Here is a 23,937-nt window from a genome sequence, read left to right on the forward strand (position 1 = left end):
GTGGGCAGCGATGCCCGCCCCTACCTTTGCCGGACATCTACTTGACAATCCGACCCGTGATGCGCCTAGTCCTCCGGTGATTAGCTCAGAACTCGAGGCCGCTGCTGCACTTTCCCAAACGGCTCTGGCCCGCGGAACAGGTGATGCATATGACCATGCAATTGTTGCATTGGTGCATTCGGCGCGGGGTGAATTTGATAAGGCGGACGCCTTGTTCCAACGCGCCCTTGCATTGGAACCAGGTAATCCATCGACGCTTACCAGTCTTGCTATCCACTACCGCAATCAGGACCGATACCGCGAAGCGGTGCTTGCCTGTGATGAAGCCATTCGCCTCTACCCCGAATATGCCGATGCCTGGCTGGAACGCGGTGCAATTCTGGCGGTCGGCGGATCCAGTGAAATTGCCCGGGAAAGCTTTGCGAGAGCGGCGCAACTGGCTCCGCAAAATCCCGCAGCGCATGCCGGCCTTGCTTCGCTGGCAGCGCGAGAAGGGGACGCTGATCAGGCGCGCGAGCACGCCAATCGTGCATTGGCAATCGACCCCACCCATGCGGTTGCCACCAATGCCCTGGCGGGTGCAGAATTACGTTCCGGTGCGCCGGAAAAAGCCCGGCAATTGTTAGAACAACTGCTCCCTCGGTTGAGTTACCCAAGTCTGGAACGAAGTTTTGCGCATTCGCAAATGGGCGATGTGTGCCATCGGCAATCGGATCATGATGGAGCGTTCCGGCATTTCTCCGCGTCCAACGCCGATTTCGCAGCTATCCACGAGCATCGAAGTTCAGGTAATTTGGACAATCGGGCATTTGTCGAAGCACTGCTTACCGGTCTTGATTCACTTCCCAAAGATGCATGGCTGAAAACGCATGATGACCAGCCCTCCCATGCGGCCCGACGTCATATATTTCTTATCGGCTACCCGCGGTCTGGCACAACATTGGTTGAAAATATTCTAGCTTCGATACCTGGCGTTGCAGCGCTTGAAGAGCGTCCGACACTTTACGACGCCGATATCGAATTCATTGCGGGCAACGCCATACAAATCGCAGAAGGTCTGAAGCGCTTTTCCGAACTGGATGCTGATGAGTTGGCGCGTTACCGAAAGGCTTATTGGGACAAAGTTGTTGCCTCTGCTGTTCCAGCCGCTTCGCCCTGTTTTGTCGACATGGATCCACTGAAAGCAACGCGATTGCTCTTCATCGCGCGGCTGTTTCCGGAGGCGCGCATTCTGGTCATGCGGCGTGATCCGCGCGATGTGGTCTGGAGTTGTTTCCGCACCAATTTTGCCATGAGTAGCGGAACGCTTGAATATACCAGTCTTGAAAGGACGGCGCTGCATTATGATGCGCTCATGCGCCTTACCGAATTGGCGGTGCAACGCCTCCCACTGCGTGTTCATTATGTCCAATATCACAAATTGGTGCAGGATTTTGATGCTGAAACACAAAGAATGTGCGCATTTGCCGGACTTAAATGGACCGAGGCGGTGCGGGAATTTGATCGCACCGCAACCCGCCGCGGGGTGAGCACGGCCAGTGTGGCGCAAGTCAATCGCGGTCTATATGATGGAACGCGGCAATGGGAACCCTATGCCCGTTATCTGGAGCCCGTAATGCCCATTTTGCAGCCGTGGCTCGTTAAATTTGGATATGAAAACTAAACCAACGGGTAGGGCAGATTAAGGTCAATCCCTGCAGTGCCTGCAACCTGCTCTGCCCATTTTAATATGGTATCGATTTCGTCCCCATATGCCACACGCGCGGCGGCATGCTCGGCTTGGCGATCTTCGGTGTTAAACGACCCGCCGAATTTACTGTGTGTTCCGAATGCACGGTGGTTTGCGATATCGGCTTCATCCACCTGCATACCAAAATGGCGTGCCGCGGCTGATAGGGCCGAATAGGGATCTGCGGTTAATCGTTCACTATCCAGCGTCGCTATGCGGGTTGGTCCGTATTGATCCGCGAGCTGCCGGAACAGGCGGTGTTGCGCAAGCCAGCCAACGGCGGCCACTTGCAAATCGGACTGCCGGAAATAATCGGCAGGTTCAAAGCCCATGTCGACCAAGCCGTCCTTCAATAACCCTTCCAGCAACTCGCGACACCACAGGCGGCACCAAAGGCCTTTGCGGGCAACGGAAACAAGGAAGACCGGAAGGGGCGCATAAAGCAAAACGGCATTGCTCGCCGGACGCATTGCAAGGGTCACGGGCATCAAAGCGTTGAACACATTGGATGGTTTGACGATGATTGTGCGATCGCTGCCGATTGGGCGGGCCAGCATATGCAGGGCATGATCCAAACGTTCGGCGACGGCGGAAGGAGGCGCTCCACGTCGGCGATAACCAACAATATCGTTGAGAAGGACAGGCTCCTTCAAACCCATGGACAACCCGGGAAGGTTAAATCCCTTGGCCAAAAGCGTAGACGCACAAAATGCCGAATGGACGATGAAGTGCAGACTATTGCTTTTGGATACAACCTGCATTGCATCATGTCGTGGGATCACAACCGGATTGGGTTCTGTGCCTAAATAGTCATCCGTCAGAAATGTCGCTGAGTCCTGCACTTCGCGCGTCAGATGGCGCAGTTGATAGGCGTCGGCTTCAGCATCAAAACGATGTGCGAGCCATTCGCCATTGGCCAATATCGGTTCTAACGCGTTGATTGCCATGATGCTCGGGACCTTGCCGTTTGTCCCTGTAAATGGCAAGTGGACAACGATGGACCAGAAAACACCGCCGGCCGAAGCGGCCCGACTGAATAGCGCAGGGATGCAGGCTCTGCGTGCGCAAAGCTTTGCGGAGGCGGAGCGCCTTTTTGTGGAGGCGGTGAGCCACGACTCGGCTGCGAGTGCCTTATGGCGCAATGTTGCGGCTGCCCGGCGGGCGCAAGGCAATGATGCCGGCGAACTACAGGCATTGGAAGCTGCGATAGGCGTTGACCGGTTGGACTTTTTGGCTTGGTTGCGCAAAGCGGAGCTGCATCAGCGGCGATCTGAGGACGCCAAAGCCTTGGAGGCATGGCAGGCCGCGCTGCAACTGGCTGCGCAAATGGGGGAAGTGCCGCCGGCAGTGGACAATGCCCTGTCGGTCGGCCGCACATTTGTCGCAAATTCGATGGCGCGGATTGCATCGGCGGTGGAAGCCGAATTGCAGCCGGTTCAACATGCCATGGACGAAACCGAGAAGCGCAGAAGCGGCGCTTTTGTGGATCTCGCACTGGGAAGGCGGCGTACTTTTTTCAACCAATGTGAAGGGCTCTACTATCCCTTTCTGCCAGCAGACGAGTTTTTTGACCGGCGTCATTTCACATGGATGCCGGACATAGAGGCCGCAACCGCAGATATACGGGAAGAGTTATTATCCTTGCTCGCCGATCCGGGGGATGCCCTGCGTCCCTATGTGCGTATGGATAGCGGGATCCCGGACAACAAATGGTCTTCGCTGGACCATTCGCTGGATTGGGGTGCCTGCTTTTTATGGGAATATGGCAAGCCGAATCTGCCGGTGCTTGATCGCTGTCCAAAAACCGCAGCCGCTTTGGCGGCGCTGCCCTCTGCACATATTCCGGGAAGATCGCCCAGCGCTTTTTTCTCGTTACTCAAACCGCATACGCATATTCCTGCGCATACCGGTGTTACCAATACACGGGCAATCATCCACTTGCCTTTGATCGTGCCTGAGGGTTGCGGATTTCGGGTAGGTGACGAAACGCGGGAATGGCGCGAGGGCGAGGCCTTTGCCTTTGACGACACGATCGAGCATGAAGCCTGGAACAACAGCGACGATCTGCGTGCAGTGCTCATTTTTGATGTCTGGAACCCGCATTTGACGGTTGCAGAACAGGAACTGATTATCCGCTATTACACCGCTGCGGACGCGACAGGCCTAAATCCAGCGAATTGATACCGATTGCATTCGACGAACGACGCCTTCCTGCGATTGCGACCGCATTATTTGCATGATACACCTGTAGAATAATTACACCCAAGGAATCTCTCATGCGTCACATTTTCTTTGCTCTTGCTTTTACCACGTCACTGTCGGTGTCGCCGGTTTTTGCCAACAATGAAGCTGCCAAAAACACGACCACGGCGACTGATCCGGACCAGGTTATTCGCTGTCGTAAAGTTGAAGTGACGGGTTCGCTGGTCAAGAAGGGCAAGGTTTGCAAGACGATTGCCGAGTGGAAGCAAATCCAGTCCAATGGCAACCGTACCGCACGCGCTATCGCGGAAAGCGGCAATGTCTGTGCAGGCGGGGCCTGCGGTAACGGCAATTAAATATGGCTGAGGGGGCTACGCTTCGCGTTGCCTTAATCGTCTGGATAGCGGCATTTTCTGTCGCTTCAGCACCTGTCGCTGCGCAAGTTGCGCCGCCGCCAGTCTCTGTTCCTGAAGATCCGGACCAGCAGATTAAATGCAAGAAATTTGCGGCCGTCGGTTCGATAATCCGCAAAATCAAGGTCTGCAAAACCCTTGCGGAATGGCGGCGCGCGCAACAGGCGGGAAATGACGCTGCGCGTGCAATTGTCGGCGAGAATGTCTGTTCGGGCGGCGAATGCCGGGGATATGAACCTCCGGATGCGCCGCCCTGATAGAATGTCGCCAGCGCGAATTAGACCGTCAGCACCAGCGCTCCGTCGCCTTCATCCACCGTCACGGTTGCACCGTCCGGAATGTCGCCGCGTAACAGCTTGTCCGCAAGCGGGTCTTGCAAATAACGCTGGATTGCGCGCTTTAACGGGCGCGCGCCATAGACGGGATCATATCCGACCCGTCCCAACCAGGCTTTGGCTTTCCCGGTCAAGGCCAGTTCGATTTTCCGATCCTTCAACAGCTTCTGCACCCGTTTGACCTGTATATCGACAATCGGCGCCATATGTTCGGCGGCGAGACGATGGAACAGGATGATTTCGTCCAACCGGTTTAGAAACTCCGGCCGGAAGTGGCTCCGGACAATTTCCATAACCTGGGGCTCAACATCTTTCACATCCTGGCCGTCCTCAAGACCTGCCAGATACTGGCTGCCCAGATTTGAAGTCAGAATGATGAGCGTGTTCGAAAAATCAACAGTGCGTCCTTGTCCATCGGTCAGCCGGCCATCGTCGAGCACCTGCAACAGGATGTTGAATACATCGCCATGGGCTTTTTCGACCTCGTCAAACAGCACCACCTGATAAGGCCGACGCCGTACGGCCTCGGTCAAAACGCCGCCTTCTTCATAACCGACATAGCCGGGAGGCGCGCCAACCAGGCGCGACACACTGTGCTTTTCCATGAATTCTGACATGTCGATGCGAACCATCGCATTGTCGTCATCAAATAAAAATCCGGCAAGGGCCTTGGTCAATTCTGTCTTGCCCACACCCGTCGGCCCCAGGAACAGGAAGGATCCCAAGGGACGGTTCGGGTCCTGCAAGCCGGCACGACTGCGGCGCACCGCTTTCGATACAGCTTCGACCGCGTCCTTCTGACCGATCACCCGGCTTCCGATTATCTCTTCCATCTTGAGCAGCTTGTCTCGCTCGCCTTCCAACATTTTGTCGACAGGAATACCCGTCCAACGGCTGACGACGCTGGCAATATCCTGCGAGGTGACTTCTTCGCGCAGCATGGCATTTCCTGCGGCTGCCTCTGCCTCTTCAAGCTGCTTTTCAAGGCCCGGAATGGTGCCATATTGCAGTTCGCCCGCTTTGGCGAGATCCCCGCCACGCTGCGCCTGCTCCAGCTCGATGCGCGCGGCATCAAGCTGCTCCTTGATTTTGGCTTCGGCTGAAATCTTCTCTTTTTCCGCTTGCCAGCGTTGCGTTAATCCGGTGGATTGCTGCTCCAGATTGGCTAGCTCGTTTTCAAGCGCTGCCAGCCGGTCTTTCGATGCGTCGTCGCTTTCCTTTTTCAGCGCCTCGCGCTCGATCTGCAACTGCATGATCCGGCGATCGAGATTTTCGATTTCTTCGGGCTTGGATTCCACCTCCATCCGCAAACGGGATGCAGCCTCATCCATCAGGTCGATTGCCTTGTCGGGCAAAAAGCGATCGGAAATATAGCGGTGCGACAGGGTCGCAGCACTGACAAGAGCGCCATCGGTAATTCTTACGCCATGGTGCAGTTCATATTTTTCCTTGAGCCCGCGCAGTATCGAGATCGTGTCTTCAACCGTCGGTTCGCCGACAAACACCGGTTGAAACCGGCGCTGCAGCGCAGGGTCTTTTTCGACATGCTTTTGGTATTCATCAAGAGTGGTGGCGCCAATGCAATGCAGTTCGCCCCGCGCCAGGGCGGGTTTGATCAGATTGGCGGCATCCATTGCACCTTCGCCTTTGCCTGCCCCGACCAGAGTGTGCATTTCGTCGATGAACAGAATGATGTCGCCTTCTGCCTGCTTCACCTCGTCCAGCACACCTTTCAGCCGCTCCTCAAATTCGCCGCGATATTTTGCGCCGGCGATCAGCGAGCCCATATCGAGCGAGAGCAGTTTGCGGTGTTTCAGACTGTCGGGAACATCGCCATTGGCAATGCGCAGGGCCAGTCCTTCGGCGATGGCCGTTTTGCCAACGCCGGGTTCGCCGATCAGAACAGGATTGTTCTTGGTACGGCGGGCCAAGATCTGGATCGTGCGACGGATTTCTTCGTCGCGGCCGATTACAGGATCGAGCTTGCCTGCACGGGCAACCTCGGTCAGGTCGCGTGCGAATTTCTTGAGCGCGTCATAGCGGTCTTCCGCCCCGGCGGTGTCGGCTGTGCGACCACCGCGCAATTCATTGATGGCACCGTTCAGACCTTCGGCATTTACGCCTGCAGCTGCAAGCGCCTTGCCCGCCGTGGTCGTAGTCGCGAGCGTCAGTGCGAGCAGAAGGCGTTCAACGGTTACAAAACTGTCGCCAGCCTTCTGCGCAATCTGTTCGGCAGAATCCAGCACGCGAACGGCATCATTATCCAGACCCGGCGTCTGTTGTGCGCCCCCGCCCGACACAGCAGGCACTTTTGCCAAAGCCGCATCTGTTTCACGCAGCGCCGTGGCGGCGTCACCGCCCGCCGCCTTGATGAGGCCGGACGCCATGCCCTGCTCATCCTCCAGAAGCGCCTTGAGCAAATGCTCCGGACTGATCCGCTGGTGGCTCATGCGGATGGCTACAGTTTGTGCGCTCTGCAGGAAGCCTTTGGCGCGGTCGGTAAATTTTTCGAGATTCATGCCCTCAATCCATCTTTGTCAGTTGCTTCCCCACTACTGATTTAGGAAGCGCTCACCAAAGATGTAATGTTGCATTTTTGCCACACAAGATGCGCGGGCGATTTTATTCCGATCGCCAGTTGCGCGCCATTTCGTCGAGCAGACGCACGCCCCAACCCGATGCACCCTTGGGATTAACGGGCCCGCCCTTGTCGGACCAGTTCACACCAGCAATATCCAGATGCGCCCAAGGCGTTTCCTTGTTCACAAAAAAGCCTATGAAGGTGGCACCCAATCCCGCACCGGGACCACCGCCTTCGACAACATTTTTGATGTCGGCAATCTCGGATTTCATGTCCTCGACATAATTTTTATGCAGCGGCATCCGCCAGATTTCTTCGCCTGTGGCGCTTCCGGCTTTGCTCAAGCTTGCAGCCAGCTTTTCGTCCCGGCTGAACAGGCCCGCATATTCGTCGCTGAGGGCGCCAACAATTGCGCCGGTTAAGGTAGCCATGTTGACCAATCCGGCAGGTTTCCGCGTGGTCAGAACATATTCATTCGCGTCAGCAAGCACCAGACGACCTTCGGCATCGGTGTTCAAAATCTCGATTGTCTTGCCGCTCATCGTACGAACGACGTCACCCGGACGCGTGGCATTCCCGTCGGGCATATTTTCTGCCAACGCGGCAACGCCGATAACGTTGACCGGGGCTTTTGATTTCGCAAGCGAAAGCACAGCCCCCATGATGTTGGCGGCGCCGGACATGTCGGCCTTCATCGCCCACATCCCTGCGCCGGGCTTCAGCGAGACCCCGCCGGAATCAAAAGTGATGCCCTTGCCCACGAGAGCCAATGGCGCTTGCGTGCCTGCGCCATTATATTCGACAAGCAGCAGTCGCGACGGGCGGCGTGAGCCTTGGCCAACGCCGACAAGCGAGCCCATTCCCAGCTTGCGCATGGCGGCTTCATCCAGCACTTCAAACTTTACATTGGCCGTTGTTCCAAACGCAGTGCGCACACGATCAACAAAGGTTTCCGGATAGATGACATTTGCAGGTTCGGTGGCCAGATCCCGTGCCAGGGCAACGCCTTCGGCCAGATGGGCATGGCGCGACTTCCAAAGGGCTTCAGCGGCAGCCGGTTCAGCGCTGATCACCGTGACGGGTTGGGAAGGTGGCGCTTTTTTGTCGACCGTTTTGTACCGGTCGAAACGGTATTGGCCCAAGGCAAAGCCAAGTGCCGCCGCCGCTGCCTCGTCTTGCGTCAGATTTCCTGCAAGGGCGACAGGCTGCGCCTCGTCCTTTAACTCCTGTGCAGCTTTACCTGCCGCATCACGCACATTATTTGCGCGGTCGCCTTCCTCGCCCGTGCCTGTCAGCACTATTCGGGCGTAGCCGCCGATGCCCCGTAACGAGAGCGTGCTTCCTGCCTTGCCTTCATATTTCGCCGCCGCGATGGCCGCGTCGATCATCTTCGCCGTTGCGACATCGACCGTATTTGCCGGTAAGGACGCATTGCGCATCGGAATAACCAGAACGCCGTTCGTCGGAACTGTTCCTGAAAACCCGATCGGACGGCCCGCCGAGTTGGCAACTGTTGCAGGCGCAATTCCGGAACCCGCACCCACATTCTGGGCGAGGGCAGGCGAAACAATCGCAGTGGCAAGGGCGAGGGCGATAAGGGGGCGGCGCATGGGGGGACTTTCCTTTCCTTCAAACTTGGTTATGCCTCCCTCTATTAAGCGAACGGACCGATGATACAAGGTCACATCGCACGGGAGAGTGGAATGCGGAAATTTTTGTGGGCGCTGCTGGCGCTGGTAGGGGTAATTGCGGTTGCAGGTCTGGTCTGGGAACCGCTGGTTGCAACAGAATATACCGCCCCTGCGTCTCGCAAATATGATGTTGAAATCGCACGTGATTCGTTCGGCGTCCCGCATGTTAACGGCAAAACAGATGCCGACGCCGCCTATGGTCTTGCCTATGCCCATGCAGAGGATGACTTTGCAACCATTGAAGAGGTCGTCGCCATGACACGGGGGCGCTATGGCGCTATCGCTGGCTCGGATGGTGCCAAAGTTGATTTTGTTTTCCATCTGCTGGGCGCCCGTGAAACGGCCGATCGCCGTTATCTCGAATTATCACCGCAGGTACGCGCCGTAGCCGAAGCCTATGCCGCAGGCCTGAACCATTATGCCGACAAACATCCGCAAGAAGTACGTCTTTCGAAACTGTTTCCGGTAACCGGTAAGGATATTGTCACAGGATTTGTTCTGCGGGCGCCCTTTTTCTATGGTCTCGACAGCACCATCGGCGCGCTGGCGGAAGGGAAACCTCAGCCCAAGGAAAGCGCGGCGCGAATGACCCCGATAGGACGGGATCCGGAAATGAACGGCTCCAACGCCTTTGCCATTGCGCCGAAACGTATGGCGGACGGCAAGACGTGGCTGATTTCCAATTCGCACCAACCCTATGAGGGCCAGGTTGCATGGTATGAAGCTGTCACGCATTCGGGCGAAGGGCTCGACATGGCGGGTGCATTGTTCCCGGGGTCGCCTTTTGTGTTGCTCGGTCATAACCGCAATCTTGGCTGGACCAACACGGTGAACCGGCCCGATCTGATCGACGTGTACAAGCTGGTGCTGAACGAAGCAGGGGACAAATACCGCTTTGATGGCAAGTGGCTGGTTCTTGAAACGAAGCGGGTCTGGTTGCCGGTAAAATTTGGTCCCTTTACCCTGCCGGTACCGCAGACAATTTACCGGTCGGTCCATGGACCGGTCATCAAGAACAAGCGTGGGGCATTCGCTATCCGCTATGCCGGTATCGACAATGTGAAATTGGTTGAGCAATATTATCGCAACACCAAGGCGAAGAATTGGGACGAATGGGCCAAGTCGATGGCAATCGGCGGAATTCCTGCAACCAATTTCATCTATGCCGACAAGTCCGGCCGCGTTGCATATATCTACAACGCATTATTTCCCGACCGGAAACCCGGTTTCGATTACACGCGGGAACTGCCTGGCGATACATCGGCGGCATTGTGGAATGGGCCCGTCGGGTTCGACCGTTATCCCAAGATCGTGGATCCGGCTTCGGGCTTTGTCCAGAATGCCAACAATAACCCGTTCCTGGCAGCAGGACCGGGGTCGGAAATGAAGCCGTCCGACTATTCACCCTATCTCGGCATCGAATTGGGGATGACGAACCGCGGACTGCGGGCGACCGAATTACTTGCCGCCGACAGTTCGATAACCCCCGAAGAGCTGTTGGCCATCAAGATGGACAAGGCATATAGCAAGAAAAGCTGGGTCGGTGCTTGGATGGAATCTTTTGCCGCATTGGATGTGAAAGACGATCCCGACCTGCTGGAAGCGCAAAAGCTTTTGGCGACATGGGACTGGACAAGCGATGGAAACGGCGCGGCAGACGCGCTTGCAGAGCGGGTTATCCGGTTGGGCGCACGGCGGAACTGGCGCGGTGAAACCATGCCCGATCCGCGTAAAACCCTTCGTGAAGCGGTTGACGAATTCAAGGATCGTTATGGGCGTATGGACCCGCCACTGGCAGAGGTCCAGCGTTTGCGGCGTGGCAAGGTAGACATGCCCATGTTAGGTGGCACCGATACATTGCGTGCCACAACCATGTGGGATGCCGAGCAGGCGGACAAGAAAATGCGTGTCCGGCACGGTGACAGCTTCATCATGCTCATCCGCTGGGACAAGGCTGGTACGGTTAATTCCGAGTCCATCCAGCCTTATGGTGCAGCAACCACAAGACCGGAATCGCTTCACTATACCGATCAGATGAAGCTTTTCGTGGCGGGGAAATATAAGCCTGTGCATTTTGAATGGGCCGACGCGGTCAAGGCATCGAAACGCCGTTATCGCCCCTAAATGCCGTTTGTCGAAATATTGGGCCGGTAACATTGTGTTTGGCCGCGCCGACGCTATCTTTCGGCACAATTTTAAAGCCTTGGGAGCATATAATGGTTCGTAACGTCACACTCGCGCTCATGTTGTCCGGAAGTGCACTTGTTTCAGCTGCACCCGCATTGGCACAGGAGCCCGCCCCTGTTTCCAAACTGGTCGAGGCGGTGAATATTCCGCATGAGAAATTCACCCTTCCCAACGGTTTGACCGTGCTGGTGCATGAAGATCGCAAGGCGCCTGTTGTCGCCGTGTCTATCTGGTACGGCGTGGGTTCGAAGAACGAGCCGAAGGGTAAGACAGGTTATGCCCATTTGTTCGAACATATCATGTTCAACGGCAGCGAAAACGCACCCGGTGATTATTTCGAATATACCAAGAAGATTGGCGCGACTGATCTGAATGGAACGACCTGGCTGGATCGGACCAACTATTTCCAGACAGTTCCAACGACCGCGCTGGAATCGGCCCTGTTTCTGGAAAGCGACCGGATGGGCTATCTGCTGAATGGCCTGACCAAAGAAAAGCTAGATAACCAGATCGGCGTTGTTTCCAATGAAAAGCGGCAGGGGGATAACCAGCCTTTTGGACTTGTCGATTATAAGCGTTCCGAAACACTATTCCCGGTCGGCCACCCTTATCATCACGACACCATTGGCAGCCTCGAAGATCTGGCGGCCGCGTCGCTGGATGACATGAAGCTGTGGTTCACAGACCATTATGGCCCGAACAATGCGGTGCTTGTTCTTGCAGGCGACATCAATGCGGCGCAGGCAAAGCCGCTGGTTGAGAAATGGTTCGGCAGCATCAAGCGTGGCAAAGATGTTCCCCCGGTGAATGCCCCGATCCCTACTCTTGAAAAGCCCATCAAGATTACGATGAAGGACAAGATTCCCTCAACACGCATTTACCGCAACTGGGTTGTCCCGGGTCTCGCCGATCCGGACGCGAATGCTCTTTATGTCGCAATGTCGGCATTGGGCGGCCTCTCAAGCTCGCGGCTGGACAATATTCTGGTCCGGCAGGAACAGAGTGCGGTTTCCGTCGCTGCTTATATGCTGCCATTTGTACATGGCAGTCTCGTGAACGTTCAGGTTGATGTGAAGCCTGGCGGAGATGCCGATGCGGTTGCCAAGCGGCTGGACGAGATCCTGGCCGAATTCATTGCGAAAGGCCCGACCGCCGAAGAGGTGCAGCGTGTTGCGACCAGCACCATTGCCCAACAGATTGATGGGCTCGAACAAGTTGGCGGTTTCGGCGGCAAGGCGGTAGCTCTCGCCGAAGGCCAGCTTTATGTTGGCGATTCCAATTTCTACAAAAAAGAATTGCAGCGTCTGGCCGCGACGAAGCCGGAAACCGTGAAGGCGGCCATGCAAAAATGGCTTACCCGTCCGGTCCTCGAAATTCGTGTCGAACCCGGTGAGCGCGAGGCTTATCAGGAAGTTGCAGCCGGGTCGGGCATGCGCACCGGCACTTTGACGGCACCTGCATTTTATGCGCCTCCGGGAAGTGATGATCTCGCAGGGACAGTGGGCACCAGTTTCCAGGACCGGAGTAAATTTCCCGAGCCAACCGGAACGCCCGCACTCGATTTCCCGACAGTAGAAGAAACAACGCTAAAGAACGGCATCAAGGTCTTTTTCGCCCGCCGTGCCGCTGTGCCCACCGTGCGCGTCGCGGTGAGCTTTAACGCGGGATATTCGGCCGATCCGGTCGACAAGCGCGGAATCGCGTCGATGATGTCGACTATGCTGCTGGAAGGGACTAAAACGCTGACCTCCACGCAGATCGCGGAAACGGAGGAAAAGCTCGGCGCGGATGTAAATGTCAATTCATCGCTTGATCGCACCGTTGCCAGCCTGCGGGCGGTTAAGCCCAATCTGGCACCGTCGCTCGACCTGTTGGCGGATGTGATCAAAAATCCGGCCTTTGACGAAAAGGAGCTCGAGCGTGTCCGGGTGCAGCAGCAGACACGCATCAAGGCGGAGAACAATCAGCCGCAGGGGATAGCTATCCGCACCCTGCCGCCCCTGATCTATGGCAAGGGACATCCTTATGGTGGCCCGCAAACCGGTAGCGGCTATCCCGATACCGTTGCCAAAATCACCAAGGCGGACGTGTCGGCATTCCATCAAAGTTGGATCCACCCCGCAAAGGCGGAGATTTTTGTGGTGGGCGATACCAGCCTGAAGGAAATCAAGCCGCTTCTGGAAAAACGTTTTGGCGATTGGACGCCGGCAGCATCGGCTGCACCGGCGAAAAACTTCACCGCGGCGGTCCCAGCGGCACAGGCGAAAATCCTTCTCGTCGACCGTCCCAATTCGCCGCAATCCCTGGTGATGGCCGGCAAGGTACTGGATGCCAAAGGGTCGGATGACCTTTTGACATTGCGCGCTGCCAACGAAATTTTCGGCGGCGATTTCCTGTCCCGCATCAACATGGATCTGCGCGAAACAAAGGGCTGGTCATATGGAGTCCGTTCACAAGTCAACGGCGCAGAAGATCGGGTGCCGTTCTACATGTTCGCGCCGGTGCAAACCAACCAGACCGGCCCGTCGATCAAGGTGTTGATGGATCAGCTAAAGGATTTCAACGGGCCCAAGCCTGTGACGCCTGACGAACTGGACAAAACCATCAAGGGTAATGTCCTCGAACTACCGGGCAGCTACGAACAGTCCGCGGCTGTCCTTGGCCAGATGCAGGCGGATCGGTTGAACAAGCGTCCGTTCGACTATGCCGAGACAATCGCCGCCAAATACACTGCTCTGACGGCAGAGGCGTTGAACAACGAAATGCGTGCCAAGATCGATCCGGCGAAAATCACCTGGTTGGTGGTAGGCGATGCGGCAAAAGTGAAGCCACAACTTGAAGCACTCGGTTTGCCAATTGAAATGGTCGGCGAAGCTGCTAACACAAGTGCAAGCAACAACGCTAAATAAGGAGCAGGATTATGGCATCAGTTGATGGCGATTGGGACGTAACAATCAAAAGCCCGATGGGCGACCAGAAAGCTGTTTTGACCGTCAACAGCGATGGCGGCAGCTTTTCGGGCAAAATGGCCGGTGGCCTTGGTTCGATGGATATTCCGAGCGGCACCGTTGACGGGAATACGATCAGCTGGTCAATGGACATGACTGTCCCGATGCCCATGAAGCTTGACTGCACCGCAACAGTAGATGGCGATGCCATTTCCGGTGAGGTGAAGGCTGGTGCATTCGGTTCGATGGGCCTGACCGGAACACGCAAGTAAATAGTGCGCGGCAGACGCCGCGCTTCATATTGGAACAACAGGCCGTCTTCCCCCAAGGGCAGGCGGCCTTGTTCTATTTGTCCGGGATGCTAAGGAATTGGTCGAACGGTGTTCGCCCGAATCGCCGGATAAGTCTGGAGACTCCCATGAACCAGCTTGCATCTGCTTCGCAGTTGCGCATGTCGCTTTTGCGCTGGGCGCTATTTGTGATCCCGGTCATCATGTTTCTTGGATTTCTTTCAGGCACGATATCCGGATCGACCGGTGAAAACAGCTGGTACCAGACCTTGATAAAGCCCGATATCCAGCCGCCAAGCTGGGTTTTCGGTGTGGTCTGGCCCACGCTCTATTTTCTTATGGGGCTCGCTTTCGCAATGGTGCTGCACGCGCGCGGTGCCCGGGGCAGAGGTATCGCGATCGGCCTGTTCCTTGTGCAATTTCTGATCAATCTGACATGGTCACCGGTGTTTTTTGGCCAGCACAAAGTGACGACTGCTTTTTACATCATTCTGGCAATGCTGGTTGTTGCTATCGCGACAACGGTCGCATTCGGACGTGTGCGCAAGGCCGCGGCCTGGCTGATGGTCCCCTATCTGGTCTGGATCAGCTTTGCGGCAATTCTGAATTATAAGATCGATCAGTTGAATCCCGATGCAGAAAGCCTTTACGTTCCGGCCGCGAGTTCCCAAATAGGGTCACGACGCTAATACCCACCCCCGGGGACATTGGCGGAAATGGAGTGAACGAGATGCAAAGCGAAAAGCGTATTTTTGACGATCTGGCAAAGGTTCTGAACGGCGTCGCCGGAACGGTTGCCGGAATGGGCCGGGAGGCCGAAGCCAGCATGCGCGAACGCGCACGCGAATGGGCCGGTGGCCTGGACCTTGTGTCCCGTGAAGAATTTGATGCGGTTAAAGCGCTGGCCGCCAACGCCCGCAGTGAAGCAGAGGCCTTGGGTAAACGCGTTGCTGCTTTGGAAGCTCTTTTGGGCGCTAAGGCTGCTCCAGCAGCAAAGTCGGCACCAAAAGCCAAGGCTACGCCGAAGAAGCCTGCAGCCAAAAAGTAAAAACTTTTCCACAACCGGCCCACAGACTTGTGCGGATACTCGGCGCAAGCCCCTTGCGCGCGAGTCTGCGGCAAGGCAGAATCACAGTATAATGATGGGCGCGTAAAGCATGCACGATGCAGACGAACAATATGAGCAGTTTGAACGGGATGAATCCGCTCCTGTAGACATGCTCGCCGCGTTGTTCGAGGCGCGCGGCTGGTCCTACGAACTGGATGGCGAAGACGAAATCACTGCCGAATATAAAGGCAGTTGGACCAGCTATCAGATCCGCGCCATCTGGCGGGAAGAGGATAATGCCCTGCAGCTTATCCTGTTACCCGATGTTACCGTGCCAAGCGACAAGCGAGACGCCATTTACAAGGCGCTTGGTCTAATCAACGAACAATTGTGGCTCGGGCATTTTGATATGTGGTCGGCCAACGGCATATTGCTTTTCCGGCATGGCAGTTTGATGCCATCCAACGGGTTGCTGGGCGTCGATCATGCCCAAACGATCATCGACGTCGCCATTGATGAATGTGAACGTTTTTACCCTGTGTTTCAGTTCATCATCTGGGGCGATAAAACCCCGGAAGAAGCAATAACAAGCGCACTGATCGAAACCCACGGCGAGGCGTAAGGCGCTTCTACCCCATCAGTTTTCAGCAACCTTCGGCTTGCGTATCAGATAATGCATCGTGCCGATCGCAATCGGCTTGCTACGATCGTCCTGCCACGCACGGGCCTCGACATTGGCCATTGTGCGGCCCAGACGGATCACTTCACCTATGGCATAGGTCATCTGTGGCGCGCCGCCGCGCATGAAATCGATCGTCACATTGACCTGCTTGATCCCGCTGTCGCTTCCATTGGCACGCAGGGCTTGATGGATGGCGGCAACGGCGGCCATTTCGAGCAACCCTGAAATAGCGCCACCATGAAGAAAGCCGGGTCGGCCCTGCACCTTGTCGGAAAAAGGCATGGAAATAACAGGAATACCGTCAATGCTGTCGGAGACCTCCATATCCAGCGCCAGAGCATAAGGCGGCAGACCGCGTCCTTTAGTGTCTGTCATGCTATGCGGTCCCCGACCCGGATGAATGTGCCGCTGGCATGCGCCAATGGGTCATCAATATCCCCATTGTGGGCAAAGCCCCGGACAAACCCGATTGATTGCGTCAGATGGTAACAAATTCCCCGGCCATAAACCCGTGCACCGGCCGGTGAAGGTCGAAGATAATCCAGACGCAAATCCATTGTTACCTGGGGTCGAAATTCCCCCAGCTTTGTCCAGATCGACATGCTGGTGGCATTATCCATAAGACTGATAACTGCCGCAGAAGCCAATATCCCTGTTTCCGTATCTGCGACCAGATCCGCGCGCCAGTCGATCGCCAGTTCGACCCAGTCCTCGCCATGACCGACATATTCCATATCCAGAAAGCCGCCATGGCCAAACTTCCCCATCAGCTTGTTGACCAAAGCCGGGTCGAAAGCGGTATTGGATGGAATGAGGCTGCCCAATTGCGGTTTGTCGGAGGCCATTATCTGGCCTCCACGCTTGGTTTATAGGTGGGCGTCGCCCGCTTTTTGGAGAGCTGTTCATAGGCGTAGCCCGCCTTCAATATCTGGTGGTCGTGCCACTGGCCACCGATGAAGCTCAGCCCCACCGGCAATCCTCCCGAAAGGCCCATAGGGACTGTCAGATGCGGAAAACCGGCAATGGCCGGCATTTGGCTTGCGCTAGGTCCGGAAGAAGCATCGCCTTTGCCCAAAGTCGATATCCATGCCGGTCCATTGGTCTGCGCGACAATTACATCCAGTTTGTGCGTGCTGAGCAAACCGTTGATCACCCCCGCCGCCAGACTGCGGGAGGTGGCGAGCGCTTCCTTATAGGCAGGATCGTCAAGGCTCGCTTCTTTATCGGCAAGTTCAAACGTGTCTTGCCCAAAATAGGCCATTTCCTTGTCCGCATTTGCCTTGTTAAATGCGATGATGTCGGCAAGCGTTTTATGGGGCACGCCATTTTCCGGCAGTCCTTGCAGGTAATCGGCAAGATCGGATTTCAATTCGGCAAGAAGGACTTTGAATTCCGCCATTCCCATTTTGCGCCTGTCCAGATTCGGCATTTCCAGAACGACAACCTCAGCCCCGCCTTTTTTAAGTGTTGCAATTGCATCGTCAAAAAGTGCGGCATCAACATTGGGTGCGCGCAGTACGCCGATACGCATCCCCTTTAGGCCGTCATCCGACAATCCGGCTGCATAATTTCCCCGCCATTTGTCGGCATCGGCAGTGGCAGGGTCTTCTGGGTCGGTGCCGGCCATGGCAGTCAGCAAAATTGCTGCGTCGCGCACGCTACGTGTCATTGGGCCTGCTGTGTCCTGACTATGGCTGATAGGAACGACATAGCGACGGGAAACCAGGCCAACGGTCGGCTTGAACCCGACAACGCCATTGACGCCTGCGGGGCAGGTTATCGAGCCGTCTGTTTCCGTACCGATGGTGGCCGCGGCCAGGCCGGCCGCCATTGCCGCACCGCTGCCGCTCGACGAACCGCAGCTATTGCGATCAAGCGCATGCGGGTTTTTGGTCAGGCCGCCAACCGCGCTCCACCCACTGGTCGAGTTGTCGGAACGAATATTCGCCCATTCGCTCAAATTTGTTTTGCCCAATATAACGGCACCGGCTTCGCGCAACCGTGCGATAAGCTGTGCGTCACGGCCGGTGATATTGTTCGCGAGCGCAAGCGAGCCCGCGGTCGTAGGGATAGGGCCCGCCACTTCGATATTGTCTTTTACCAGAACCGGCAGTCCGTGCATCGGACCACGATATTTCCCGGCTTTCAATTCCGCATCCATCGCCCGCGCCTGATCCAGTGCGTCCGGGAAGGTCGCGATGACGGCGTTCAGCATCGGTCCGCTATCGTCGACGGCAGCGATCCTGGCCAGATAAGCGGACGTGATTGCTTCGCTGTTCAGTGCGCCATCGTCGATTCCATCCGCGAGTTGGAAAAGGTCAAAATTCTCGATGGGTCCCGCCTTGGCAAGATTTGCCTTGGCTGTTTCCGTCGACGGTGGCGGTGCCACGGTGGCCGAAAGGGGCACGGAAACCAGCGCGAGGCTAACCCATAGTGCGCTTTTAAACGTCATGTCTTTTCCTCTTTAGCCAATTCTCTACCTCTGTCCCGCGCGGCCTTCAGTGTTTCTTCGACCAGTTTCGAAAGACCGTCTTCGGCATCCAGCACCGCAAGTCCCGCTGCGGTGGTGCCGCCCGGACTGGTAACACGCTGGGCGAGTGTTGACGGGCTCGCGCTTGATTCCGCGGCGAGACGTGCCGCGCCTTCCACAGTAGCCAAAGCCAACCGTGCCGATGTATCTTCGGGCAACCCTGCTGCCACGCCGCCTTTTGCCATCGCATCGATGAAACGGTACACAAAGGCAGGTCCTGAGCCTGCCAGGGCGGTAACGGCGTCCATCTGGCTTTCATCTTCGATCCAGACCGGTGTTCCAAGAGGCAGCACAAAGGCATTTAGTGCCTCGCGTTCGGCAACGGACAGATTGGGGGAAAATAGCCCGAGCGGCGAAAGACCCAGTTCGGCGGACAGATTTGGCATCAAACGCACTATGCGTATATCGGGAAAAAGCGCCGCGAGCGTGGGCGTCATAGTGCCGGCCAAAATCGAAATCACGAGCGCGCCCGGCGCAATCCGTTGTCGAATGTCAGGCGCAAGACTGTCCAGCATTTGGGGCTTTATACCGATCAGAACGGTATCAAAAACTTCGTCCAGTGCGTTCGTTGATGAAACATGGCGGACGCCCTTGGGCAAATCCTGTGCGGCCGGATCGATTACCGTAAAGAGCGATGGGGAGCGGCCTGCCGCAATCCATCCGCGCAGCATGGCGCCACCCATATTGCCGCAGCCAATTATCAGCATATGAGACGATATTTCGGGCACATTATCCATCCTGCAACTTACGTAAGGTTCATGCCCTATCCAGAGGTCGACGGCAACCTTAGGTAAAGTACTAATCCCTCCGGCGCGGGCGTGGGGGGTGTGCCCTCGACCCGTACCGCATCTGCGCGGGCGCGGTTGAGGATGGTGCCGGGAATATGCGGGTCATGAAAAATATAATCGGCCTCGCCCAGCAACCTTGCCGTCAGCAAGGTCAAATCATCCGCGTTACCCGACAGCAAGGGAATTTCGACCAGGCGGGAGGGCAGGGCGTCTTCACTCTGGTCCAGCCAGGCATCAACGGCGGAAGGCCCGTGGCTTTGAAACGGATCCAGCGAACCGCCCGCCGCAAAGGCCTGGTCAAGAGAACGGCGCCGGTCTGCGGCTTGCGGCCATTTGTTCCGGATGGCGTCCCGCGCATGCGCAACCGCCTGTGCCAGCTTGCCCACATTTTCGGGAAGCAGTGTTTCAATCCGTTGCCGAATTGCCTTCGCCATTCCGGCCGATGCGCCGCCTGTTCCTACCGCAATCAGGACAGGCTGGCGGTCGACAACGGCCGGTGTCGTAAAATCGCAATGTTCGGGACGATCGACGACATTGACCAAAAGCCCTCTGGCTTTCAGATCGGCAGCGCTGGCAAGGGCTGCTTCTTCGTCTTCGATGGCAACAAATGCCAGCATGGCGTCCGCATTGCCCGCATCAACACAGATGCCGCCCGCACGTTCTATCAGCCGCCTTTTCGCGTCGGCCGCATCACCTTCGCCAACCAATATGACTTTCCGGCCCCGCACATTCACAAAAATGGGTAGCTGGTCCACCAACAGATCCTTTTATTTCAGCCAATCCGGTACATGTTCGGCAGCCAAAATGGTTTCGGGCGCAATGCGTTCCGCAACGATGGCGAATTTGTCGCCATCGACCAGCACTTCGGGAACCAGGCCCCGGCTGTTATAGGTGCTGGCCATGGTGGCCCCATAGGCCCCGGCGGTCCGGAAAATCGCCAGATCGTTGGCGGCAACAACATCAATGTCGCGCGCCATGGCAAAGGTATCCCCGGTTTCGCAGACAGGGCCCACAATATTCGCGGCCATTTTTTGCCCTGTCGGTTCCACAGCCTCAAAATCATGCCAAGCATCATAAAGCGCCGGCCGCGCGAGGTCGTTCATGGCCGCATCCACGATGGCAAACGGCAAATTCCCCGAACCCGGCTTCACCCGGATTACACGGGTCAGCAGGATACCTGCATTTCCGGCGATGACCCGCCCCGGTTCGAACATCAGCCGCACATCCCAACCGCGCGTCACGCGGGCCACCATGGCGCCATAGTCAGCCGGCTCGGGGGGATTGTCCCCGTCCTTATATCGCACACCCAGACCACCGCCCAGATCGACATGGGTTATGCGATGGCCGTTGGCGCGCAAATCCTGCACCAGCGTCCCAATTTTCCCAAAGGCCGTTTCCAAAGGATCCAGACTGGTAAGCTGGCTGCCGATATGCAGGGCGATCCCGCGCATGTTGAGGCCAGGTAATGCGTCCAGCCGCCCGTAAATTTCGGGAGCACGGTGGATGCCCACGCCGAATTTATTGTCTGCCTTACCAGTCGATATCTTGCCATGCGTGCCGGCATCAACGTCGGGATTGATGCGCAGCACCGCGTTTGCGGGCAGGTTCAGCGTATTGGCGAGGGTCGCAAGTTCGCGCCCCTCTTCCTCCGATTCAATGTTGAACTGGCCAATCCCGGCTTTCAATGCGCGGACAATTTCCTCCGCGGTTTTGCCGACACCTGAGAATACAATGTCCTCAGCGGCCATACCCGCCGCGAGTGCGCGATCCATTTCGCCGCCCGATACCACATCCGCGCCATAACCCTGCCGCGCGAGAACCTTGAGGACCGCAAGATTTGGATTGGCTTTCACGGCAAAGGCAAGATGCGGATTGTCGAGGCCCGACAGGGCATCGCGAAAAACCTGCGCATGCCGTTCCAACGTGGCGCGGGAATAGACATATACCGGCGTTCCGACCTGGTCTGCGATGGTAGGCAGAGGTACGTCTTCGGCGTGCAACACGCCATTCACAAGATCAAAATGGTTCATGGGAGAATGGACTTAATTCTGCTTTGGATTTGGACTGGTACCGGGGTCTTCCGGATTGAACGGTTTGGGCTCCTCGCCCGGTGGAACGTCAAAGGGATCATCCTCGCGACGTTCGGATCGTTTGAGCAATTCGTCGGTCCGGCCGGGGCGCGCCTGGACATTTGGCGTCGACAGCGCCTGCGCGGATTGTTCGGTCTTTTGGCCATAGGCTTTGACCGGCAGGGAGTTTCCGGCGCGCGGTTCAAGATCGCCAACCTTGCCACATCCGGCCAGACCGAGGCCAAGGGCAAGGATCAACAGCTTGTGTTTCGATGTCATGGCTCAAGCTCCTTTCGCGCTGCGGCGATGGCTTCCCTTACCCGAAGCGGGGCCGTACCGCCAGCGCTCGTCCGGCTTGCAACGGATCCTTCGACCGATAAATCGGGCAATGTGCATCCTGCCAGAGGCGGATGAACGGCGGCAAGGTCGTCCACGCTAATCGCTTCCAGGCTAATGCCCCGCGCTTCGCACGCCTTTACTACATTACCGGTCACATGATGGGCCTCGCGGAACGGCATGCCATGTTCGCGCACAAGCCAGTCGGCAAGATCGGTCGCGGTGGAAAAGCCCGAAGATGCAACCTCGCGCATGCGTTCCGTCTTGAACGCCACATTGCCAACCATGCCCGTCATCGCCGCAATGGATAGCGCGAGCAGGTCATAGGCTTCGAACACGGGCGGTTTGTCGTCCTGCATGTCCTTGGAATAGGCAAGCGGAAGCCCCTTCATCGTCACCATCAGGCTGGTCATGCAGCCCATGATCCGGCCGGCATGACCGCGCACAAGCTCCGCAGCGTCAGGGTTGCGCTTTTGCGGCATGATCGAACTGCCCGTCGACCATGCGTCGGGAAGGGCGATGAAGCCAAATGGTTGCGAAGCCCACAATATCATCTCTTCGGCAAGGCGCGACAGGTGCAGTGCTGTCTGTGTCGCGCAGGTCAAAAACTCCAGAGCGAAATCGCGATCCGAAACTGCATCAAGGCTGTTCGCCATCGGTCGGTCAAAACCGAGCGACTGTGCCGTCGCGGTGCGGTCGATGGGGAATGATGTCCCCGCCAGCGCGGCGGCACCCAAAGGCGACTGGTTTAAACGGTTGGCGCAATCGGAAAAACGGCTTCGATCACGCTTTGCCATTTCAAAATAGGCCATCAGATGATGGCCGAGCGTTACAGGCTGTGCCACCTGCAAATGGGTGAAACCGGGCATGATGCTTTCGGCATGTTCGTCCGCACGAGTGACGAGCGCAAGCTGAAATGCCTTCAGACCCGCATCAATCCGTCCAATGGCTGTACGCACCCAAAGACGGAAATCGGTCGCAACCTGATCGTTGCGGGACCGGGCGGTGTGCAAACGCGCCGCTGGCTCTCCGACCAGTTCGCGCAGCCGCGTTTCGGTGACCATATGAATGTCTTCAAGCGTCCAGTCTTCAGGGACGCCATTTGCCGCATATTCCGCATGGATGTCGGAAAGTCCCTGCTGAATCGCAGCCTCGTCTGCGGCGGAAATAATTCCCTGTGCGGCAAGCATCTGTGCATGCGCCTTGCTTCCGGCGATGTCTTCCTGCCAAAGGCGCTTGTCGAATGGAATCGAGGCATTTATCTCACGCATGATATCCCCGGGCCCTTCGCCAAAACGGCCGCCCCACATGCTATTGGAATCTGACATGCGCTTGTTAATCGCCCTAGTCCTTCTCGTTCTGGCCGGGTGCGATACGGGAACTACGCCAAAGGGGCAAGTGCAAGCCGATTCTGCGACCGATAATGCGAAAAAAGCCGGTAAGGCAGAAATCGGACTGGAGAGCGCCAACGGCATGCGCGCGACATTGAGCTATGCCGCCGCCGGCCAAAAGGCCCCGACGGCTGTTTTCACCGATGCCAAGGGGGGTGATGTAACCCTGGCGGATTTTGCCGGACGTCCGGTGCTTGTGAATTTCTGGGCGACTTGGTGTGCGCCCTGCAAGGCGGAAATGCCCACGCTTGATGCCTTGGCAGCCTTGGAAAAGGGACGTGTCGCTGTTATTGCGGTGTCGCAGGATCTCGAAGGGCGGGCGCCGGTAGATGCCTTTTTTGCAAAGGCCGCGATCAAGAATTTGGAAGCCTACACCGACAGCGACAATGCGCTGCTTGCTGCATTCAACAACCAGCTCGCGCTGCCGACCACCATATTATATGATTCCAAAGGCCGCGAAGTCTGGCGCGTGATCGGCGGTGTCGAATGGGATGATGCCGAAATGGCGAAACTGCTGCGCGAAGCAGTCTGATTACATCAGGACGCGGCGGACCCGGATTTTGTCTTTTTTCCGAATCGGCACGGATTCCGTCAAAGAACGGACGACGGAATGGCGATGTTTGGGATCGGTGCAGTTGGCTGCATCATGTTGCTCATTTTGCTCATTTTCACGTGCATAGGCAGAATCAGGCACAAACAGTACCGCGCACATGATCA

At 56.8% G+C, this 23,937-nt stretch carries 22 protein-coding genes; 11 read left to right on the plus strand and 11 right to left on the minus strand.

From position 1 onward, the window contains the following. Positions 1–10: 10 nt before the first annotated feature. Positions 11–1,663 carry a tetratricopeptide repeat-containing sulfotransferase family protein gene (locus FOM92_RS14260; RefSeq protein ID WP_143777483.1) on the plus strand — a complete coding sequence of 551 codons (1,653 nt, stop codon included), beginning with the start codon at positions 11–13 and terminating at the stop codon, positions 1,661–1,663. Here the strand turns inward: FOM92_RS14260 and FOM92_RS14265 are convergent. Then, positions 1,660–2,676 carry a hypothetical protein gene (locus FOM92_RS14265; protein ID WP_143777484.1) on the minus strand — a complete coding sequence of 339 codons (1,017 nt, stop codon included), beginning with the start codon at positions 2,674–2,676 and terminating at the stop codon, positions 1,660–1,662. The genes FOM92_RS14260 and FOM92_RS14265 overlap by 4 nt on opposite strands. Here FOM92_RS14265 and FOM92_RS14270 point away from each other — a divergent pair. From FOM92_RS14270 to FOM92_RS14280, 3 genes are all read left to right on the plus strand, one after another. Beyond that, positions 2,675–3,910: an aspartyl/asparaginyl beta-hydroxylase domain-containing protein gene (locus FOM92_RS14270; protein WP_246087311.1), complete on the plus strand. Its 1,236-nt coding sequence runs from the start codon at positions 2,675–2,677 to the stop codon at positions 3,908–3,910. The two genes, FOM92_RS14265 and FOM92_RS14270, sit on opposite strands and share 2 nt — an antisense overlap. Before the next feature lie 95 nt (positions 3,911–4,005). Further along, a complete protein-coding gene (locus FOM92_RS14275) occupies positions 4,006–4,287 on the plus strand; it encodes a hypothetical protein (protein ID WP_143777485.1) in 282 nt (93 codons plus the stop codon). A gap of 2 nt (positions 4,288–4,289) precedes the next feature. Beyond that, positions 4,290–4,601 (plus strand): hypothetical protein, encoded by a 312-nt coding sequence (locus tag FOM92_RS14280; RefSeq protein ID WP_143777486.1) that lies wholly within the window; start codon positions 4,290–4,292, stop codon positions 4,599–4,601. Positions 4,602–4,621: 20 nt separating this feature from the next. Here the strand turns inward: FOM92_RS14280 and clpB are convergent, their stop codons facing one another. Together clpB and FOM92_RS14290 are read right to left on the minus strand one after the other, a co-directional pair. Continuing rightward, positions 4,622–7,198: an ATP-dependent chaperone ClpB gene (gene clpB, locus FOM92_RS14285; protein ID WP_143777487.1), complete on the minus strand. Its 2,577-nt coding sequence runs from the start codon at positions 7,196–7,198 to the stop codon at positions 4,622–4,624. A gap of 103 nt (positions 7,199–7,301) precedes the next feature. Beyond that, positions 7,302–8,870 (minus strand): leucyl aminopeptidase, encoded by a 1,569-nt coding sequence (locus FOM92_RS14290; protein WP_143777488.1) that lies wholly within the window; start codon positions 8,868–8,870, stop codon positions 7,302–7,304. A gap of 93 nt (positions 8,871–8,963) precedes the next feature. Here FOM92_RS14290 and FOM92_RS14295 point away from each other — a divergent pair, with 93 nt between their 5' ends. The 6 genes from FOM92_RS14295 to FOM92_RS14320 all read left to right on the plus strand — a co-directional run bounded on the left by FOM92_RS14295 (position 8,964) and on the right by FOM92_RS14320 (position 16,046). Continuing rightward, entirely contained in the window at positions 8,964–11,075 is a 2,112-nt protein-coding gene (locus tag FOM92_RS14295; RefSeq protein ID WP_143777489.1) for a penicillin acylase family protein, read from the plus strand. Between the two features lie 92 nt (positions 11,076–11,167). Further along, positions 11,168–14,047 (plus strand): M16 family metallopeptidase, encoded by a 2,880-nt coding sequence (locus tag FOM92_RS14300; RefSeq protein WP_143777490.1) that lies wholly within the window; start codon positions 11,168–11,170, stop codon positions 14,045–14,047. A gap of 11 nt (positions 14,048–14,058) precedes the next feature. Further along, positions 14,059–14,358 carry a hypothetical protein gene (locus FOM92_RS14305; RefSeq protein ID WP_143777491.1) on the plus strand — a complete coding sequence of 100 codons (300 nt, stop codon included), beginning with the start codon at positions 14,059–14,061 and terminating at the stop codon, positions 14,356–14,358. A gap of 146 nt (positions 14,359–14,504) precedes the next feature. Continuing rightward, positions 14,505–15,065: a TspO/MBR family protein gene (locus FOM92_RS14310; RefSeq protein WP_143777492.1), complete on the plus strand. Its 561-nt coding sequence runs from the start codon at positions 14,505–14,507 to the stop codon at positions 15,063–15,065. A gap of 41 nt (positions 15,066–15,106) precedes the next feature. Then, the gene (locus FOM92_RS14315; RefSeq protein ID WP_143777493.1) at positions 15,107–15,424 is read left to right on the plus strand and encodes an accessory factor UbiK family protein; all 318 of its coding nucleotides are present in this window, start codon (positions 15,107–15,109) and stop codon (positions 15,422–15,424) included. A 109-nt stretch (positions 15,425–15,533) separates the two neighbouring features. Continuing rightward, entirely contained in the window at positions 15,534–16,046 is a 513-nt protein-coding gene (locus FOM92_RS14320) for a type III secretion system chaperone family protein (protein WP_143777494.1), read from the plus strand. Between the two features lie 15 nt (positions 16,047–16,061). Here the strand turns inward: FOM92_RS14320 and FOM92_RS14325 are convergent, their stop codons facing one another. Genes FOM92_RS14325 through argH form a run of 8 tightly spaced genes read right to left on the minus strand, consistent with a single transcriptional unit; the run spans position 16,062 to position 23,157 of the window. Then, on the minus strand, positions 16,062–16,481 hold the full coding sequence (locus FOM92_RS14325; RefSeq protein ID WP_143777495.1) for a PaaI family thioesterase: 420 nt from the start codon (positions 16,479–16,481) through the stop codon (positions 16,062–16,064). Further along, the gene (locus tag FOM92_RS14330) at positions 16,478–16,951 is read right to left on the minus strand and encodes a PaaI family thioesterase (protein ID WP_143777496.1); all 474 of its coding nucleotides are present in this window, start codon (positions 16,949–16,951) and stop codon (positions 16,478–16,480) included. The genes FOM92_RS14325 and FOM92_RS14330 overlap by 4 nt, the downstream gene beginning before the upstream one ends. After that, positions 16,951–18,558: an amidase gene (locus FOM92_RS14335; protein WP_143777497.1), complete on the minus strand. Its 1,608-nt coding sequence runs from the start codon at positions 18,556–18,558 to the stop codon at positions 16,951–16,953. Before FOM92_RS14335 ends, FOM92_RS14330 begins: the two co-directional genes overlap by 1 nt. Next, entirely contained in the window at positions 18,555–19,364 is an 810-nt protein-coding gene (gene proC, locus FOM92_RS14340) for a pyrroline-5-carboxylate reductase (RefSeq protein WP_246087312.1), read from the minus strand. The genes FOM92_RS14335 and proC overlap by 4 nt, the downstream gene beginning before the upstream one ends. Positions 19,365–19,399: 35 nt before the next feature. Then, a complete protein-coding gene (locus FOM92_RS14345; protein WP_143777498.1) occupies positions 19,400–20,179 on the minus strand; it encodes a precorrin-2 dehydrogenase/sirohydrochlorin ferrochelatase family protein in 780 nt (259 codons plus the stop codon). 12 nt (positions 20,180–20,191) lie between these two features. Then, a complete protein-coding gene (lysA, locus tag FOM92_RS14350) occupies positions 20,192–21,454 on the minus strand; it encodes a diaminopimelate decarboxylase (RefSeq protein ID WP_143777499.1) in 1,263 nt (420 codons plus the stop codon). 12 nt (positions 21,455–21,466) lie between these two features. Further along, on the minus strand, positions 21,467–21,772 hold the full coding sequence (locus FOM92_RS14355; RefSeq protein WP_211347413.1) for a hypothetical protein: 306 nt from the start codon (positions 21,770–21,772) through the stop codon (positions 21,467–21,469). Beyond that, complete coding sequence (gene argH, locus FOM92_RS14360; RefSeq protein WP_246087313.1) at positions 21,769–23,157, minus strand: argininosuccinate lyase; 1,389 nt, start codon at positions 23,155–23,157, stop codon at positions 21,769–21,771. The genes FOM92_RS14355 and argH overlap by 4 nt, the downstream gene beginning before the upstream one ends. On the opposite strand from argH, the gene FOM92_RS14365 reads away from it, so the two are divergent. Further along, entirely contained in the window at positions 23,156–23,752 is a 597-nt protein-coding gene (locus tag FOM92_RS14365; RefSeq protein WP_246087314.1) for a TlpA family protein disulfide reductase, read from the plus strand. The two genes, argH and FOM92_RS14365, sit on opposite strands and share 2 nt — an antisense overlap. Positions 23,753–23,937: the final 185 nt, after the last annotated feature.

It is taken from the genome of Sphingorhabdus contaminans (assembly GCF_007280415.1).
In the GTDB taxonomy this organism is placed as follows: Bacteria; Pseudomonadota; Alphaproteobacteria; order Sphingomonadales; family Sphingomonadaceae; genus Sphingorhabdus_B; species Sphingorhabdus_B contaminans.